Annotated in this window: 18 protein-coding genes and 1 pseudogene; 5 read left to right on the top strand and 14 right to left on the bottom strand. The window is 62.5% G+C overall.

The window, feature by feature from the left end:
- Window positions 1–157, bottom strand: a 157-nt coding sequence (locus Q1V60_RS19625) for a hemolysin III family protein (protein WP_300633658.1), incomplete at its 3' end; no start/stop codon positions are given.
- A gap of 143 nt (window positions 158–300) precedes the next feature.
- Here Q1V60_RS19625 and Q1V60_RS19620 point away from each other — a divergent pair.
- Entirely contained in the window at window positions 301–1,215 is a 915-nt protein-coding gene (locus Q1V60_RS19620; protein ID WP_300633652.1) for a LysR substrate-binding domain-containing protein, read from the top strand.
- A gap of 61 nt (window positions 1,216–1,276) precedes the next feature.
- Here the strand turns inward: Q1V60_RS19620 and madM are convergent, their stop codons facing one another.
- From madM to Q1V60_RS19560, 12 genes are all read right to left on the bottom strand, one after another.
- Window positions 1,277–2,041: a malonate transporter subunit MadM gene (gene madM / locus Q1V60_RS19615; RefSeq protein ID WP_300633656.1), complete on the bottom strand. Its 765-nt coding sequence runs from the start codon at window positions 2,039–2,041 to the stop codon at window positions 1,277–1,279.
- 5 nt (window positions 2,042–2,046) lie between these two features.
- Entirely contained in the window at window positions 2,047–2,439 is a 393-nt protein-coding gene (gene madL / locus Q1V60_RS19610) for a malonate transporter subunit MadL (protein ID WP_300633651.1), read from the bottom strand.
- A gap of 67 nt (window positions 2,440–2,506) precedes the next feature.
- Window positions 2,507–3,406, bottom strand: coding sequence for a malonate decarboxylase subunit epsilon (gene mdcH, locus Q1V60_RS19605; protein ID WP_300633649.1), 900 nt, complete (start codon window positions 3,404–3,406; stop codon window positions 2,507–2,509).
- The gene (locus tag Q1V60_RS19600) at window positions 3,403–3,999 is read right to left on the bottom strand and encodes a malonate decarboxylase holo-ACP synthase (protein ID WP_300633647.1); all 597 of its coding nucleotides are present in this window, start codon (window positions 3,997–3,999) and stop codon (window positions 3,403–3,405) included. The genes mdcH and Q1V60_RS19600 overlap by 4 nt, the downstream gene beginning before the upstream one ends.
- Window positions 3,993–4,763: a biotin-independent malonate decarboxylase subunit gamma gene (mdcE, locus tag Q1V60_RS19595; protein ID WP_300633645.1), complete on the bottom strand. Its 771-nt coding sequence runs from the start codon at window positions 4,761–4,763 to the stop codon at window positions 3,993–3,995. Before mdcE ends, Q1V60_RS19600 begins: the two co-directional genes overlap by 7 nt.
- Window positions 4,760–5,602 carry a biotin-independent malonate decarboxylase subunit beta gene (locus Q1V60_RS19590; protein WP_300633643.1) on the bottom strand — a complete coding sequence of 281 codons (843 nt, stop codon included), beginning with the start codon at window positions 5,600–5,602 and terminating at the stop codon, window positions 4,760–4,762. Before Q1V60_RS19590 ends, mdcE begins: the two co-directional genes overlap by 4 nt.
- Window positions 5,595–5,894: a malonate decarboxylase subunit delta gene (locus tag Q1V60_RS19585; RefSeq protein WP_300633641.1), complete on the bottom strand. Its 300-nt coding sequence runs from the start codon at window positions 5,892–5,894 to the stop codon at window positions 5,595–5,597. Before Q1V60_RS19585 ends, Q1V60_RS19590 begins: the two co-directional genes overlap by 8 nt.
- The gene (locus tag Q1V60_RS19580; protein WP_300633639.1) at window positions 5,894–6,727 is read right to left on the bottom strand and encodes a triphosphoribosyl-dephospho-CoA synthase; all 834 of its coding nucleotides are present in this window, start codon (window positions 6,725–6,727) and stop codon (window positions 5,894–5,896) included. The genes Q1V60_RS19585 and Q1V60_RS19580 overlap by 1 nt, the downstream gene beginning before the upstream one ends.
- Window positions 6,728–8,398, bottom strand: a complete 1,671-nt coding sequence (gene mdcA / locus Q1V60_RS19575) for a malonate decarboxylase subunit alpha (RefSeq protein WP_300633637.1) — start codon at window positions 8,396–8,398, stop codon at window positions 6,728–6,730.
- Window positions 8,399–8,663: 265 nt separating this feature from the next.
- Window positions 8,664–9,098, bottom strand: a complete 435-nt coding sequence (locus Q1V60_RS19570; RefSeq protein WP_300633635.1) for a hypothetical protein — start codon at window positions 9,096–9,098, stop codon at window positions 8,664–8,666.
- Window positions 9,061–9,690 (bottom strand): nucleotidyltransferase domain-containing protein, encoded by a 630-nt coding sequence (locus Q1V60_RS19565; RefSeq protein WP_300633633.1) that lies wholly within the window; start codon window positions 9,688–9,690, stop codon window positions 9,061–9,063. The genes Q1V60_RS19570 and Q1V60_RS19565 overlap by 38 nt, the downstream gene beginning before the upstream one ends.
- A 61-nt stretch (window positions 9,691–9,751) precedes the next feature.
- A complete protein-coding gene (locus tag Q1V60_RS19560; protein ID WP_046069919.1) occupies window positions 9,752–9,991 on the bottom strand; it encodes a DUF6124 family protein in 240 nt (79 codons plus the stop codon).
- Between the two features lie 435 nt (window positions 9,992–10,426).
- Here Q1V60_RS19560 and Q1V60_RS19555 point away from each other — a divergent pair, with 435 nt between their 5' ends.
- Complete coding sequence (locus Q1V60_RS19555) at window positions 10,427–10,714, top strand: HigA family addiction module antitoxin (protein WP_300633629.1); 288 nt, start codon at window positions 10,427–10,429, stop codon at window positions 10,712–10,714.
- Between the two features lie 244 nt (window positions 10,715–10,958).
- Here the strand turns inward: Q1V60_RS19555 and nhaA are convergent, their stop codons facing one another.
- Window positions 10,959–12,305: a Na+/H+ antiporter NhaA gene (gene nhaA, locus Q1V60_RS19550; protein WP_300633627.1), complete on the bottom strand. Its 1,347-nt coding sequence runs from the start codon at window positions 12,303–12,305 to the stop codon at window positions 10,959–10,961.
- 239 nt (window positions 12,306–12,544) lie between these two features.
- Here nhaA and Q1V60_RS19545 point away from each other — a divergent pair, with 239 nt between their 5' ends.
- From Q1V60_RS19545 to Q1V60_RS19535, 3 genes and pseudogenes are all read left to right on the top strand, one after another.
- Window positions 12,545–14,425 (top strand): DUF294 nucleotidyltransferase-like domain-containing protein, encoded by a 1,881-nt coding sequence (locus Q1V60_RS19545; protein WP_300633625.1) that lies wholly within the window; start codon window positions 12,545–12,547, stop codon window positions 14,423–14,425.
- A 32-nt stretch (window positions 14,426–14,457) separates the two neighbouring features.
- On the top strand, window positions 14,458–15,144 hold the full coding sequence (locus Q1V60_RS19540) for a 3'-5' exonuclease (protein WP_300633654.1): 687 nt from the start codon (window positions 14,458–14,460) through the stop codon (window positions 15,142–15,144).
- Window positions 15,145–15,254: 110 nt separating this feature from the next.
- Window positions 15,255–15,416, top strand: a pseudogene (locus tag Q1V60_RS19535) (3'-5' exonuclease); the annotation flags it as partial.
- Window positions 15,417–15,446: the final 30 nt, after the last annotated feature.

The following is a 15,446-nucleotide window of genomic DNA, read 5'->3' as shown; positions in this document are numbered from 1 at the left end:
ACAGCACGATCAGCGTAACGCCATAAATCGCCACGCTGACGATCTTCCAGGGGCTGCCATCCAGGCTCGCCACCACCAGCATCCACACCGCGCCGATGCACGCCGCGACAGCCCCGAGCAAATGGCTCCAAGCGTTGAAACGTTCCCCGTGATACATCTGTCGTAGACCTCCCGTCACCCTTGACGACTGGCGGCAAGCCTCCAGCCTTGCGCATCAGAGTGCAAGCGCCTCGTGACGTTCCGGCGACGCAGCGCGGTTTTGCGGGCACAATTGTGGGCATTCGAACAAGAGCCACGGCCATGTTGATCGACGAAGAATTCACCCTCAAAAAGCTGGAAATCTTCCTGGCATTCATGCGCACCGGCAACCTGGCCCGCGCCGCCGCCGAACTGCACACCAGCAACGTCAGCGTGCACCGCGCCATTCATTCGCTGGAAAATGCCCTGCGCTGCCCGTTGTTCAAACACGAAGGGCGCAACCTCACGCCCCTGGAAAGCGCCTACGTACTCGAAGAGCGCGCGCAAAAACTGGTGGCCGACGTGGTCGACAGCGTGCGCCTGACCCGCGAAGCCGCCGGTTTCTCCGCCGAACGTTTCAAGCTGGGTTCGCTGTATTCATTGACGGTCAAAACCGTACCGCAGCTGATCATGGGCCTTAAAATCCGCCGCAGCGAACTGAATATCGACCTGATCCTGGGCTCCAACTTCGACCTGCTCTACAAGCTCAAAAACATGGAAGTGGACGCAATCCTCATCTCCCTCGACGAGCATGCCAACGACCCGGACTGTGCACAGATCGCGCTGTTTTCCGACGACATCTTCCTCGCCACACCGGCCGATTCCCCCTTCGACCGCGAACGGCACATCGACTTGGCCGACGTGCGCGACGCCACCTTCATCACCCTCACCCAAGGCTTCGCCACCCACCAGGACGGCAACCGAGTGTTCAAGCAGGCGGGGTTCGAGCCGAAAGTGGCGATGCAGGTCAATGACATCTTCACGCTGCTGAGCATGGTCAGTTCGGGGGTGGGTTATGCGCTGCTGCCGGGCAGGATCGCGGCGGTGTACGAGAACCGCGTGAAGCTGATACCGCTGCAGCCCAGGTATCGGTTGCAGCAGCATATCGGGGTGGTGTTCCTGAAGGCCAAGGAGCGCGACCCGAACTTGCTGGCGCTGTTGGCGGAGTGTCGGATGTATGCCAATCGGCAGGTTTGAGACTGCCATCGACCAGACGCCGAGCCCCCCCCAAGTCAGCCCACCAAGTCAGCCCCCCAGGTCAGCCCACCAAGCCCCTCATCATCAGAAACAACAACGACGGCCCCAGCAAACACCCCAGCGCCGTATAGAACGCTGCGGTCAGGCAGCCATACGGCACCAGCTTCGGATCGGTCGCCGCCAACCCGCCCGCCACGCCGCTGGAAGTGCCCATCAGGCCACCGAAGATCACCGCGCTGCGAGGGTTGTTCAGGCCGATAAAGGGCGCCACGAACGGCGTCATGACCATCACCAGGATGGCCTTGATCAAGCCTGCGGCAATCGACAGCGCCATCACCTCGGAGCTGGCGCCGATCGCCGCGCCGGTCACCGGGCCAACGATGTAAGTCACGGCACCGGCGCCGATGGTGGTCAGGCTCACCGCATCGGTGTAACCGAACGCCATGGCGACGCCCACGCCCGCGATGAACGATGAGCCCACCCCCACGAACAACGCCAATACGCCGACGTACCCTGCCCGTTTCAACTCGTCGACGCTTACGCCAAAGGCCGTGGCAACAATCGCAAAGTCGCGCAGCATCGCCCCGCCCAGCAAGCCGATGCCCGACAACAACGGAATATCCACCACCCCCTTGGAGCCACCGGTAAACGCACCGCCGACGTAAGACAGCACCAGGCCCAACAAGATGGCGATAGCCGAGCCGTGCAGCCGGCCTTTGGTAAAAGTGTCGGATATCCAATAGGACACCCACATGGTCAGGCCGATCACGGCAAAACCACTGATCAGGCCGTAGCCGGTGATCACTTTCATCATCGATTCATACATGGCGATCACCCGGCTTCCTTGGTGGGAACAACAGCGCTTGGTTCAGCGTTGCCGATGCGCGTCAGCACCGGCACCAGGGCAAAGCCCAGGACCACCGCCAAGGTGCCCGCCAGAATCGCCATGGGGCCGCCACTGATGGCGCCGTAGACGTTTTGCTGCGCCGCCATCGCCACCACGATCGGGATATAAATCGCCGCCCAGAAGCTCACGCCCGGCTCCGACTTGCTGGTAAACCAGCCGCGCTTGCTCAGGTAACTGCCCAGGCCGATCAGCAGCAACATGGCGATACCCACCCCGCCGACGTTGGCCGGGATACCCAGAAACTTGCCCAGCAACTCACCCACAAACAATCCTGCCAACGTGCAGAACGCCAGAAAAGCCACACCGTAGATAATCATTGTTATTGTCCTCAAAGTGCTCGATCGAAATTGTTGTTGTTGTGCTTCGAAAGCCTTGGGTGGTGTTTTATCGGTGGCGGCGCTCCTCCTCTTGCAGCAGGGCCTGCAAAGTGTCCAGGCGTGCGCCTTCGCAGGCGATCACCGTGCCTTGTTCAAAGACGCGGCGTGACAGGCCGGTGAGCACCGCGCCCGGTGGCAGTTCGATTTGCAGGCGCACGCCGCGCTCGTAGGCGCTTTGGACGGTGCCGCGCCAGTCGACGACGCGGCACATGTTGAAGGCCAGGTCGTCGCGCAGGTGCAAAGGGTTGTGGATGGGGCGGGCGCGGGTGCTGCTCAGGTAGGTGATGCGCGGCGCCTTGAGCGCCACGAACGCCTGGGCGAGGACCTGGGCCGGTTCGTCCAGCAAGGCGCAGTGGGACGGTACGCTGACGGCCAGGCGCCTGGCGACGCCGTTGCCTTTGATGCGCTCCGCCACCCGTTGCATGGCCGCGTCGCTGCCGGCGATGACGGTCTGGTTATCGGCGTTGATATTGGCCAGGTACACCGGGGTCTGCGCGCTGTGAACCTCGGCCAGCAAGGTTTCAACGGTGGATAACTGGGGGCCTATCAGCGCCGTCATGCCGTAGCCCTGTGGATAAGCCTGCTGCATCAACTCACCGCGCAGGCTGACCAGTTTGACGGCGTCGGCGAAACCCAGCGCACCGGCGATGACGGCCGCCGGATAGGCACCGATGGACAACCCCGCGACGTAATCCGGTGCGTGTTCCAACCGTCGCGCATGCGCCACGCCCGCGATCAGCAGGCACAGTTGCACGGCGCGGGTGCTCGCCAACGCCTGCGCCGAATCGAGCTGGCGAACGTTCTCGCCCAACGCGTCACTGGCTTCTTCGAGCACCGGTTCAGCGAGGTGCTCGAGCATGCCCGGCCGTTGGGCGCCCTGCCCAGGGAACACCAGCAGGCTGCTCATGCCACGGCCTGCCAAGGGTCGAGCACAAGGTGCGCACCGCTGGCGGTTTTAAGCAGCACACGGCGCGACGAGCCGGCCCATTCGCGCAAGGCGACCGCGCCGAACGGGGTTTGCAGTTGCAGGTCCACCGCGCAGGGCGCTGTGTCGAGGTTGGCCAGAAGCGCCCCGGCATCACTGCGGGTGATGGGCTCAGGGGCACGCAAAATCAAATCCAGATCGCTTTGCGCATGCAGCGCTTCAATGCCGGTGGCCAACTCAAAGCCTGCGCTGCCGGTAACGCCCCAGGTTGCATGGGCCAACACCGGCCGCAACTGGTTGAGCGCGTGCAAAGCGGGCACGTCTCGTGGCGAGACCCGGTCACACAGGGCTTCGGGCACCACTCGCCGCCGCACGGCCGCTATCGGCAGCACGGCGGCAAAACGCTGCTCGCGCACACGCCCACGCACGCCTACCGCCACATGGCCTGGCTCGACGATGGCGCGGCGCACCACCACCGGGTGACCGGCGCTGATCGCTTCCACCACCCAGCCGGGCGCATCGGCGGGCAGATGCGTGCGGGTCATGCCCCAGAGCAAGTCGTGAGCGTTCACCATTGCTCCCGCAGCAGTTGGCGCACGTGACTGGACGCCGCCCGGTTCGAGGCTCCCAGGCGCCCGCTCAAATCGGAGGCGTCGATATCCTTGATCGCATTCGCCAGGCAATCGCTGACCCGCGCCACATCGTCTGCCGTGGGCTGTTCGATTTGGCTGACCGTCAACGTCTCCCAGAGCAACCCAAGGCTGGCATAACTGTCGATGTCATAGGCCATTGGCGGCACGCTGGCGGCCAGGGCTTCCAGCTCTTCGACGCTGCGCAGGGTGACCCGCGCCGCCGAGGCCTTGCCCATGGCATGCACCATCACGCCTGGGTCGCGCAGGGCAATCAGGCGATTGGCTTGGTAACCGTGGGCGAGGAAGGCGCCGGACATGGCCTTGCCCACCAACAGCGCAATCACCGGGTGCCCGGCCAGACGGGCGCGGGCGTAACTGTCGGCGGCGGCGGCCAGCGCCTGATGAATGCCGAGGGCTTCTTCGCGGCGACCATAGGCCTGGCTGGGCACATCGACAATCGCGATCAGCGGGCGCTTATCGCCTACGGCGATGGCCTCATCCACCGCCTTGGCCAGGCCCCAGCCTTCCAGCAGGCCGACTTCGCCATTGCGGGCGCGAGGGAAACGGTTGTTCGGGTCGGTGACCACGGCAAGAAAGCGCACGCGCTGACCGTTCAACTGGCCATCGGCGACTTTGAGCGAGTCGGGCAGCCCTTGCACCGGTGTCGCCCCGGCGCTTAACGCGTTAAACCACTGCAAACCTCTCATGAGCGTTCTCCCTGATACAGCGCACGCACGCTCGCCGGGTCGATCTGCGGTGTGGTGTCCAGTTCGGCCAGGCGCGCCAGGTAGAAATCGGCGCGGCGGCTGCGTTGTTGTGGCGCCGCGCCGTGTTGCAGCAGGGCGCTGACGGTGTGCCGAATTTGCGCCACATCGTCCGCCACATACCGGTCGGCCAGGCCGCTGTTGAAGCGCTGCTCGCCGCCGGTAAGGCTCCAGATAAAGGGCCGGTCGCGCGAATCGTATTCTTCCAGCCCCGCTTCCTGTTCGATGACCTGCGGGCCATTCAGGCCCAGACGTGCTTCGCGGGTGACGACCAGGTAGCTGCACAGCCCCGCCGCGATGGACATGCCGCCAAAGCACCCGACACTTCCGGCCACCACGCCGATCACCGGCTGGTACTGGCGCAGATCGACAATCGCCGCATGGATATCGGCAATCGCCGCCAGGCCCAGGTTGGCTTCCTGCAAGCGCACGCCGCCGGTTTCCAGCAGCAGCACGGCGCGGGTCGGGATACCGTTGCGGTTATCTTCAGCGGCCAGCTCCAGGGCGCCGGCGATTTTGGCACCGCCGACTTCACCCAGGCTGCCGCCCTGGAAGTTGCCTTCGATTGCGGCGATCACCACCGGCAGGCCGGCCAGCGTGCCCTTGGCGATCACCACGCCGTCATCGGCCTGGGGCACCACGCCCTGGCGGCTGAGCCAGGGCGACATGACGCGTTGGAACGGGTCGATCAGTTCACGGAAAGAGCCCTCGTCGAGCAAGGCCCTGGTTCGCTGGCGGGCGCCCAGTTCAACGAAGCTGTGTTTGTTGAGCAAGTCAGTCATAGTCGATCTCCTCGAAGCCTTGCTCCAGGCGCAAACGCACCACGCCGGGGGTGGCGCCAAAATCGTGGATATCAATGTTCAAGGCCGGTGGCGTCTGCTCCTGGAAGAGGCGCTCGAACAGGTGCCGCCAGCGTTGTTCGGCGCCGTTGACCGAGGTTTGCACCTGAATCGTCAGCGTGCCGGCAGTGCCCGGCTCCAGCAGCACCTCAAGGTCGCCGGAGCCGACGCACCCCACCAGCGCACGGCCCTTTGGCGGCTGCCCGGCGGGGAATTCAAAGGATAAGGTTTCCATCACAACGCTCCGTCGAGGCGGTCGATAAACAGGCAGGCGGCCAACAGGTCGGCGGCGCCGCCGGGGGAGGCATTCAGGGCCAGCAGGTGTTGGTCCAGCGCGTGCAGTTGGCGGCGGCCGGCGAGGCTTGCGCTGCCGCCGGCGTCCAGCACCGCCTGGGCGCCGTGTTGCATTGCCCGCAGACCTTGCGGGCCTGCGCGGTAAAGCACGCAGGTGTCGGCAAGCTCGGTCATGATCGCGAGCAAGGCATCCAGGCGTGCGTTCTGTTCTCCGGCGTTTTGCTGACGGCTTTTGTGCAGTTGCGGCAAGCCGCGTTGCGTCACCGAAGGAAAGCCCAATTGCGCCTCTTCACGGGCACCGCGTGCGCCGTAGCGTTGCGCAACCTGAGCGCCGTGGCTCATCGGCCGCGGGGCAAAGCGGTCATTAAGCAGGGCCAGCCGGGCGGCGTTCAGCGGAACGTTACGTGGCTCCAGGGCGGCAGCGGCAGTAAGCAAACCGAGGGCCCAGATGGCGCCGCGATGGGTATTCACCCCGCCCGTGGTGGCGAGCATGGCCTGCTCGCCTTCGCGCCCGATACGCCCGAGGGCTTCGCGCAGGGCCAAGCCGATTTCGCCGATGTCGAGAGCCGCCTCGGCCATTTCCTTGAACATTGGCCACAGCGACAGCGCCGAGGCGTGCATCAGGCCCAGGTGCAAATCGGTGTGCGCGCCGTTGCCGCGCCGGTCCACCAGGGCGGGTTTGGGCGACAGGTCCGCTTCATCGATCAACGCATCGACGGCCATGTCCGCCAGGCGATCGGCCAGGGTGAGTTCATGCAATGGGAGGGCGCGCATTTACCAGCTCCTGAATTTGGCGGGCGGGTTGTACAGGCCGCCGGACCAGTCCACCAGGTCAGCCACGCTCTTGGCGGCCAACAGCTCGCGGGTGGCGTCGGTACGGCGGATGCCAAGGTCTTCGGGCAAGGCAATCAAGCCTTCGCGGCGCATGCGGGCGGTGTCCTTGGGGTTGTGGCGCAGGCCGATGGCGGTCACCCCGGCGACGGCGGCGATCATCGCCTGGCGCTCCTCCAGCGAGCGCGCCTTGTACAGATAGGCGATGCCCTCTTCGGTGAGCAGGTGGGTGACGTCATCGCCGTAGATCATGATCGGCGCCAGCGGCATGCCGCTTTTGCGTGCCACTTCCACCGCGTCGAGGGTGTCGACAAACGTGGGCTTGCCGCCTTCCTGGAAGGTCTCGACCATTTGCACGACGAGTTTTTTGCCGCGTTCGAGCAAGGCTTCGGGCGCGTCATCGTGGCGCATGTCCAGCCAGGCTGGCGTGCCGTGGCGGCGGCCGCGAGGGTCGTGGCCCATGTTCGGCGCGCCGCCAAAGCCTGCGAGGCGGCCACGGGTTACGGTACTGGAATGCCCGTCGCCGTCCACTTGCAGGGTGGCGCCGATAAACAGGTCCACCGCGTATTGGCCGGCGAGTTGGCAGAACATCCGGTTGGAGCGCATCGAGCCGTCGCGGCCGGTGAAAAACACATCCGGGCGTGCGGCGATGTAGTTCTCCATGCCCAATTCGGTGCCGAAGCAATGCACGCTTTCGACCCAACCGCTTTCGATGGCCGGGATCAGCGTGGGGTGTGGGTTAAGCGTCCAGTTGCGGCAGATCTTGCCCTTCAGGCCCAGGGATTCGCCGTAGGTGGGCAGGATCAATTCGATGGCGGCGGTGTTGAAACCGATGCCATGGTTGAGCGACTGCACATTGTGTTTTTCGTAGATGCCACGGATCGCCATCATCGCCATCAGCACATGCACCGGCTTGATATGGCGTGGGTCGCGGGTGAACAGCGGCTCGATATAGAACGGCTTGTCGGCCACCACCACAAAATCGACCCAGCTTGCCGGAATGTCGACGCGGGGCAAATCGGTGACGTCATCCACCAATTGGTTGACCTGCACGATCACGATGCCATCGCTGAACGCGGCGGGCTCGATCAGCGCCGGGGTGTCTTCGGTGCTGGCGCCGGTGTAGATATTACCGGCGCGGTCGGCCATGAAACCGGCGGACAGCACCACGTTGGGGATCAAGTCCACCACCAGCCGCGCGTAGAGTTCGATGTAGGTATGGATCGCGCCGATTTCCAGCAGGCCGTCTTCCAGCAATTGGCTGATGCGCAGGGATTGGGTGCCGGCGAACGAGAAGTCCAGCTTGCGCGCGATGCCTTTTTCAAACAGGTCCAGGTGCTCGGAACGGCCGACACTGGGCATGATCATGTGCAAATCGTGGAGCTTGGCCGGGTCGGCCTTGGCCAGGGAGCGCGAGAGGAAGTCGGCCTGCTTCTGATTATTGCCCTCCAGCACCACGCGGTCGCCTGGGAGGATCAGCGCTTCGAGCGCTTCAACGATCTTGTCGCTGGGCAGCACCGCCCCGTCTGCAAACTGTTTGACCAGCCCGAGCCGCCGCTGCTTCTCGTCGCGCCGCCGCGTCCAGCGCGAGTCGGGGGTGATTGTTGTTGTCATGGTCGCTCCACGGGGGGTTGCTGTCGTGGGCTGTACCTTAGGAGCGAATTCGGGGGCCATCAATCAAGCTCAACGACAGACCGTTACGCCTGGAGTAATGAAGATCAAAATGTGGGGGCTTGCTCCCGATTACGGTGGGTAAGCTATTAAATTTTGGCTGATACACCGCTATCGGGGGCAAGTCGAATCGTCGCACCGCCCCTCCCACATTTGCTCAGTAGCGCCTGCCAGATAGCAGTCCCTGTGTGGGACCGAACGAACCGCGCTATCTCTGATCAAGGCTAGCCAACAAATCTTCCACTTTGACCAGCAATACCGTCGCGCTCTCGATCAACTGGCTTAGCAGGGCCTCATCCTCATCCATATACCCTTCGTATTCCGCCAGGTTGCGACGCTCATGACACAACGCCAACAACCGCACCTGCACCTTGCTCGCGTCGAGGGTGTGAACCAGACATTGAAAGACCAGATAGCGTTTGTCAGAACGATAGCCTTGCAAGCGCAAAGCCGTGAGGGCAATAGCATGGGCGGCGTTGTAAGCCAGATCGAAACGGCTGGCGAATGATAGCTGTGGGGTCGCGGCGTCCTTCAATCGATCACGAGCTGAACGCATCAGCCCGTCACACTCCTTGCGATCAGGAGGCTCAGCCTTCAAGCCACCACTACGTTGCAGCTTCTCCAGGTTTGCCTTGCTGTCCATCCGTGGATTCCAGGGGGTTGCCCCCTAACAGATTGATCTTGTCCTGCTGCACTACCCGCTGCACGAAACTGTTCCCGGCATTCCATTTACCCATCCAGTCTTCAGGGGTGTACAGCGTCGGGTTGATGGTGCGACCCAGTTGCTCTTCCAGCGGCATGAGTTGCTCCATGACTTCACTGTAGTTGAGGCTTTGACCGATCAGCATCAGATCTATGTCACTGGATGAGTGCGCCTCACCCTTGGCGATGGAACCGTAGATAAACGCCCAGGTGATCTGCTCGGCAAACGGTGCCAGTGCATTGCGCAATGGCTCGTCCAGGCTCAGCGTCTTGCGCACGATAGCCAACAGTTCCGAGTAAATCGGGCACTGAGGGTTGGCTTGGTAGTGAGTCTGGTTGCCTTGGCGCGTCATGTTCAAGATGCCCGCCGACTGCAAACGCTCCAACTCTCGGGTGAGGCTACCCTTACCCACCTGGGCCCACCGGGCAATTTCATTGGTGAAAAAGCTTTGGTCGGGCTTGCCGAAAAGCAGGCCCAGCACTTTTTGCTGGGTGACCGTGAAGAGCGCAGTACTGAGCGGCAAGGTGTGCATGGCAGCGGCCAATGAGTCCCAAAAAGGGAACGATAGGTCCCTTTTTGGGAACGATCAAGTTTTAAGCCGCTGAGGAGGGGGATATCTGTTCCAGTGCTTGATCCACCAATAGCTGTCCTATCTCTGCCATTTGCTGAATCCCGAGCATGACGGCGCGCTGGGAAGTGTCCAGGTCGAAAGCCAGGTTGCAGGTGAGTGCGTTGAGGGAGGACAGGGTTTCGCTGGCGTTGACCAGCAGCGTTTCGGTGTTCTGGTGGGGGTTTACGGTGAAAAGGGGTGGATTGGGGGTAGGTTTGATCATGATTTACAGCTCCGATATGTGATGGAAGCTGCCCTCTTCCGCTTGCACGCGGATCAAGGTGGCAGCTGTGCGCAGGTGTGCAAGACCGGGCATATCGGACCCCGGCAGACTCCGAAGAGTCTCCCACGCACAGCCGCCATAACGAGTACAGCAGGCATAAAAAACGCCCGTTGAATGGCTATGGGCGTTGGTGCGCCGACATGTAACCGGACTTGCACGTCCGTGTCACCGTTTTTCGCGATGACGGGACGAAGACTAGGCGTGCGGACCTCTCACCACAAGTTCATGCGCGGCCCAAAATCTTGCAGGAAAAATCCGAAGCCTTTTATGTCGAAGGGCGTGCAGGAAGTTTCATACAGCGTTTTGGGGTTGTTGCTTGGAACTGGTCCTTCTAGCCTTCGCGGTTGAATGCCCATAGTCGAAGGACGTACCAACATGCCGATGCACAACCCACCTCACCCAGGTGAAATATTGCTTGAAGATGTGATTCCTGCCTTGGGCATTACCATTACCGGGATAGCACGACGTCTTGGCTTCGCCCGTGAGACTTTTTCAAGGATCCTGCATGGCCACGCCCCGGTCAGCCCGGACCTTGCCGTTCGGTTGGAACGGGCCGGCGTGAGTACTGCCCAGTTATGGTTGTCCATGCAAAGTGCCTACGGCTTATGGCAGGCCGAGCATCGGGAGCAGCCTGTGATTGAGCGGTTTGCGCGGATTGACTGAGGCCTGGAGATGGGCGCAGTTCTGTGTGGAAGCGGTCTGCGATACGTTGAGTCAGCGTTGATTTAGTCACTGAAACACCGCTACCGCAGCCCCCTCCCACATCTATTCAGCACCAGGCCATCTCCACTTAAGGGTTAGCCATTGGCTTGGGCCCAAGCATGACTGCACGGTGAGCAGCGTCCAGGTCGAAGTCTTGCAGGAAAAAACCGAGCCCCGCCCACCGGGCTCTTCCTTGCGCGGGCTGTCAGGCGCGTTTGCGCTGGGCCCAACCCCAACTCAAGCCCAGCACGGCCGCCAGGCCGGAAGCGCACAGCACGCTCAGTTTGGCGGCGGACAGCAGGCTGGCATCGTTGAATGCCAGCGAGGCGATGAAGATCGACATGGTAAAGCCGATACCCGCCAGCAAACCGACCAGCACCACGCCAGACCACGTCACACCCTGTGGCAACTGACACAACCGCGACTTGACCAGCAACCCGCAAGCCAGGATGACGCCGACCGGCTTGCCCACCACCAAGGCCAGGATCACTGCGATGAAGACGTGCTGCGACATCCCTTCGTCGAGGTTCGCGCCGGCCAGGTTCACCCCGGCATTGGCCAGGGCGAACAACGGCATGATGCCGAACGCGACCCAAGGATGCAGCGCGGTCTGGATACGCTGCACGGGCGAGAGCATTTCGCGCTGCGCCTGGCGTATCTGTTTGAGGGGTTGATGCACCGCCTGCGGGTCGTGGCCCTTTGCAGAAAACTTGTCGACCAGTTCGTGGAAGTTGCGCTGCAGGCTTTCCAGCGGTCGCTCGCGCATCGGCATCGAGCGCACCGGGCTCATCAGGCCGAGCAGCACGCCGGCCAGCGTGGGGTGTACGCCGGTCTTGAGCAGGCCGTACCAGACAATCGCGCCTGGCAGGATGTACAGCGCCATCTTGCTGATCCCCATGCGCTGGAACAACAGCACCATCATCACCCCGCCCAGGGCAATTACCACGCCGCTCAAATCGAGGCTGGCGGTGTAGAACAGCGCAATGATCAGGATGGCGACGATGTCATCGATAATCGCCAGGGCCAGCAGCAGAATGCGCACGCCGCCGGGAATGGACTTGCCCAGCAACGCCAGTACGCCCACCGCAAAAGCGATGTCCGTCGCGGTCGGCACGGCCCAGCCATGGCTGGCCTCGGTGCCGTGGTTGATCGCCAGGTAAATGAGCGCTGGTACCACCACGCCCCCCAAGGCCGCGCCCAGCGGCAAGATGGCCATTTTGAAGCTGGCCAAGGCACCGTCGTGGATTTCCTGGCGTATCTCGGCGCCCACCACCAGAAAGAAAATCGTCATCAGGCCGTCGTTCACTAAAAAGTGCAGCGACCTGGACACACTCCACTCGCCAAAGCCCAACGTTATCTGGGTGTGCCAAAGGTGTTCATAGCTGGCGGCATAAGGGCTGTTGGCCCAGGCCAGGGCGACCAGGGCCGCCACCAGCAGCGCGATGCCGCTGACCGCTTCGATATGGGAAAACCGCTCCAGCGCGGACAGGGCACGCTCGGCTAAGACTTGCGGACGGGGAATGGCGGACGAGAGCGGTTTTTTTCCGGGCACTGGCTGACTCCGATGGCGGCCCGACCAACGCTTGAATTTAACCTGCCATGCGCGACACGCGACACAGCACCCGCGGCGATGATATGAAGCCGAGGCAGCGGATGCAAACCCTATGCGGCGTCTTTAATTGCCCTCTGGCGCCTGCGCCGCTTCATCAGCCACGCATCGCAGATGGTAAGGTTGGGCAGCGACGGCCCTTGATGGCGGCTTTTCCCCTTACTTTTCATCTCCGAGGTTCCATGCAGATCGAGTTACAGGAGATTCGCGACCACCTTCACCGTTTCCCGCCTTTCGATGCGCTGCCGCTCGAATCGCTCGAGGCTATCGCCCGGCGCATTGAGGTCAGTTACTTCAAGGCGGGTTCCGACATTCTGGAAGCGGGCGCGGTTGTCCAGCATCTGCATTACGTGCGCAGCGGCGCCGTGGAAATTTACCGACGCAATGGCGAGCTCTATAACCGCCTGGTCGAGGGCGATATCTTCGGCCAGGCCGGTTTGTTGCGCAGCAATAAGGTGCGCTTTCCGGCCAAGGCGCTGGAAGACAGCCTGATCTACTTTATCCCCGCCGAGCTGTTCGCCGAGTTGTGCGCCCAACACGACACCTTTGCCGACTTCGTCGAAGCCGAAGGGCATTCCCGGCTTAAGAGCGCAGTGGAGTCCCAGGGTCGGGCGAGCGAGCTGATCCAGCTGAAAAGTCGTGCGCTGATCTCGCGCTCGCTGGTGTGGGTGAGCGCCGACACGTCCGTGCACGAAGCCGCCAAGGTGATGACCGAACAGAGCGTTTCATGTGTGGTCGTCATGGCGCCCGACGACGGGACGCATGCCAGGATGGTCGGCCTTGTGACCGACCGCGACCTGCGCACCCGCGTGGTCGCAGCGGCGCGCAGCGACACCGCCACCGCGATCAGCGAGATCATGACCGTCGACCCCGCGGCGATACAGGCTGACGACTCGGTGTTCGAAGCCATGCTGGTGATGCTGCGCCGCAATATCCATCACCTGCCGGTGGTGCACAAAGGCCGCACCCTGGGCTTGATCAACTTGTCGGACATCATCCGCTACGAGTCCCAGAGCAGCCTGTACCTGGTCAATCGCATCTCCAACCAAACCTCGGTCGAAGGCCTGCGCGTGCTGCTGCGTGATTTGCGCGGCACGTATATCCGCATGGTGCGCGATGGCGCCACCGCGCACATGATCGGCAGTGCCATTTCCGGTATTGGCCGAGCGTTCACCCAACGCCTGCTGGAGCTTGCCGAAAAGAAACTGGGCCCGCCGCCGGTGCCCTACTGCTTCATGGTGCTGGGCTCGATGGCACGCGATGAGCAGTTGCTGGTCACCGACCAGGACAACGCTCTGGTACTCGACGACAGCTTCGACCCCGCGTTGCACGACGGGTATTTTCGCAGCCTCGCCGCCTTTGTCAGCGACGGCCTCGCCGCGTGCGGCTACAGCTATTGCAAGGGCGCAATCATGGCGACCAACGATCAGTGGCGCCAGCCGCTGCACGTGTGGCGCGCCTACTTTGAACAGTGGATAGAAAACCCCAACCCCGCAACGCTGCTCAACAGCTGCATTTTTTTCGATCTCGATGGCGTGTATGGCCAGCTTGAACTGGTGCAGACGCTCAAAACCCTGTGTGCGCAAAAATCCAGCCGTCACCCGGCCTTCCTGCATGCCATGGCGCGCATCGCCCTGAACCGCACGCCGCCGTTGGGATTTTTCCGCACGTTCGTGGTGGAAACGGATGGGCGACAAAAACGCATCATCAACCTCAAGGGTCGCGGCACCGCACCGCTCACCGACCTGATCCGCATCCATGCCCTGGCCTGTGCCAGCACCGCGCAGAACTCGTTTGACCGGCTTGAGGCGATCAGCGGCACCCAACTGATGCAACCGGAGGCGGTCGAGCATCTCCGTTACGCCCTGGAATTTCTGTCCATGGTGCGCATCCGCCACCAGGCTGAAGCCATGGAGCAAGGCGAAACGCCCGACAACTACATCGAGCCGGAGCGTTTTTCCACCAGCGAGCGGCATAACCTCAAGGAGGCCTTCCAAGTGTTGAACAATGCACAGAACTTCCTGCGGTTCCGCTACCCGGCAAAAGGACGGCCAAACCCGTGAAACACTCTTCAAAACCTGAGCCTTGCGCACCGTTGGATTGGGCGGCCCGGTTTCAGGTTCTGGCGCAGGAAGCACGCCACCCGAGCCTGCAAAAGTTCTATCGCGCCGGGACGGTTGCGCCGCAGACGCCGATCGAGCAGGTGCAATTAATGGCCATGGACGTAGAAACCACCGGGCTCAACCCCGGCGCTCACAGTATCGTCAGCATCGGCCTGATCCCGTTTACGCTCAAGCGCATACGCTGTGGCCAGGCGCTCTACTGGGTGATCAAACCGCCGTCGGAGTTGAACGAGCATTCGGTGACGTTCCATCACATTACTCATTCGGACATATTGCATGCGCCGCCGTTGTCCGAGGTGCTGGACGCGTTGCTTGAAGCCATGGCCGGCAATGTGATGGTGGTGCATTACCGGAATATCGAACGCGGCTTTCTGGACCAGGCACTGCGCCGCCAATTGGGCGAAGGCCTGCAATTTCCGGTCATCGACACCATGCAGCTGGAAGCGCGCATGCACCGGGGCAACCGAAGCTGGCTCGACCGGCTGCTGCGCCGTGCGCAGCCCTCGATCAGGCTCGCCGATAGCCGCGAGCGCTATCATCTGCCCCGCTATCACGCCCACCACGCGCTCACGGATGCGCTGGCCGCGGCGGAATTGTTCCAGGCGCAGATCGCCCATCACTACGTGCCGGGCACGCCGATTCAAGCATTGTGGGATTGATGCACCGAGCGCAAAAAAAGTGCGCCCTGGGGCGCTGATGCCGATCAGTTAAAAGCTGGCGCGAACAGCGAGTGACCCGTGGCGAGGGAGCTTGCTCCCGGCGGACTGCGCAGCCCTCGATCAGGCTCGCCGATAGCCGCGAAGGCTATCATCTGCCCCGCTACCACGCCCACCACGCGCTCACGGATGCGCTGGCCGCGGCGGAATTGTTCCAGGCGCAGATCGCCCATCACTACGTGCCGGGCACGCCGATTCAAGCATTGTGGGATTGATGCACCGAGCGAAAAAAGTGCGCCCTGGGA

The sequence above is a fragment of the Pseudomonas sp. genome, from assembly GCF_030147005.1.
In the GTDB taxonomy this organism is placed as follows: domain Bacteria; phylum Pseudomonadota; class Gammaproteobacteria; order Pseudomonadales; family Pseudomonadaceae; genus Aquipseudomonas.
This window is presented reverse-complemented; position numbering and strand designations above follow the sequence as displayed.

Excerpts from the sequence above, each read along its gene's own strand:
- Q1V60_RS19620 (WP_300633652.1), top strand. The coding sequence starts at position 301 with ATGTTGATCGACGAAGAATTCACCCTCAAAAAGCTGGAAATCTTCCTG.
- madM (WP_300633656.1), bottom strand. The coding sequence starts at position 2,041 with ATGTATGAATCGATGATGAAAGTGATCACCGGCTACGGCCTGATCAGT.
- madL (WP_300633651.1), bottom strand. The coding sequence starts at position 2,439 with ATGATTATCTACGGTGTGGCTTTTCTGGCGTTCTGCACGTTGGCAGGA.
- mdcH (WP_300633649.1), bottom strand. The coding sequence starts at position 3,406 with ATGAGCAGCCTGCTGGTGTTCCCTGGGCAGGGCGCCCAACGGCCGGGC.
- Q1V60_RS19600 (WP_300633647.1), bottom strand. The coding sequence starts at position 3,999 with ATGGTGAACGCTCACGACTTGCTCTGGGGCATGACCCGCACGCATCTG.
- mdcE (WP_300633645.1), bottom strand. The coding sequence starts at position 4,763 with ATGAGAGGTTTGCAGTGGTTTAACGCGTTAAGCGCCGGGGCGACACCG.
- Q1V60_RS19590 (WP_300633643.1), bottom strand. The coding sequence starts at position 5,602 with ATGACTGACTTGCTCAACAAACACAGCTTCGTTGAACTGGGCGCCCGC.
- Q1V60_RS19585 (WP_300633641.1), bottom strand. The coding sequence starts at position 5,894 with ATGGAAACCTTATCCTTTGAATTCCCCGCCGGGCAGCCGCCAAAGGGC.
- Q1V60_RS19580 (WP_300633639.1), bottom strand. The coding sequence starts at position 6,727 with ATGCGCGCCCTCCCATTGCATGAACTCACCCTGGCCGATCGCCTGGCG.
- mdcA (WP_300633637.1), bottom strand. The coding sequence starts at position 8,398 with ATGACAACAACAATCACCCCCGACTCGCGCTGGACGCGGCGGCGCGAC.
- Q1V60_RS19570 (WP_300633635.1), bottom strand. The coding sequence starts at position 9,098 with ATGGACAGCAAGGCAAACCTGGAGAAGCTGCAACGTAGTGGTGGCTTG.
- Q1V60_RS19565 (WP_300633633.1), bottom strand. The coding sequence starts at position 9,690 with ATGCACACCTTGCCGCTCAGTACTGCGCTCTTCACGGTCACCCAGCAA.
- Q1V60_RS19560 (WP_046069919.1), bottom strand. The coding sequence starts at position 9,991 with ATGATCAAACCTACCCCCAATCCACCCCTTTTCACCGTAAACCCCCAC.
- Q1V60_RS19555 (WP_300633629.1), top strand. The coding sequence starts at position 10,427 with ATGCCGATGCACAACCCACCTCACCCAGGTGAAATATTGCTTGAAGAT.
- Q1V60_RS19545 (WP_300633625.1), top strand. The coding sequence starts at position 12,545 with ATGCAGATCGAGTTACAGGAGATTCGCGACCACCTTCACCGTTTCCCG.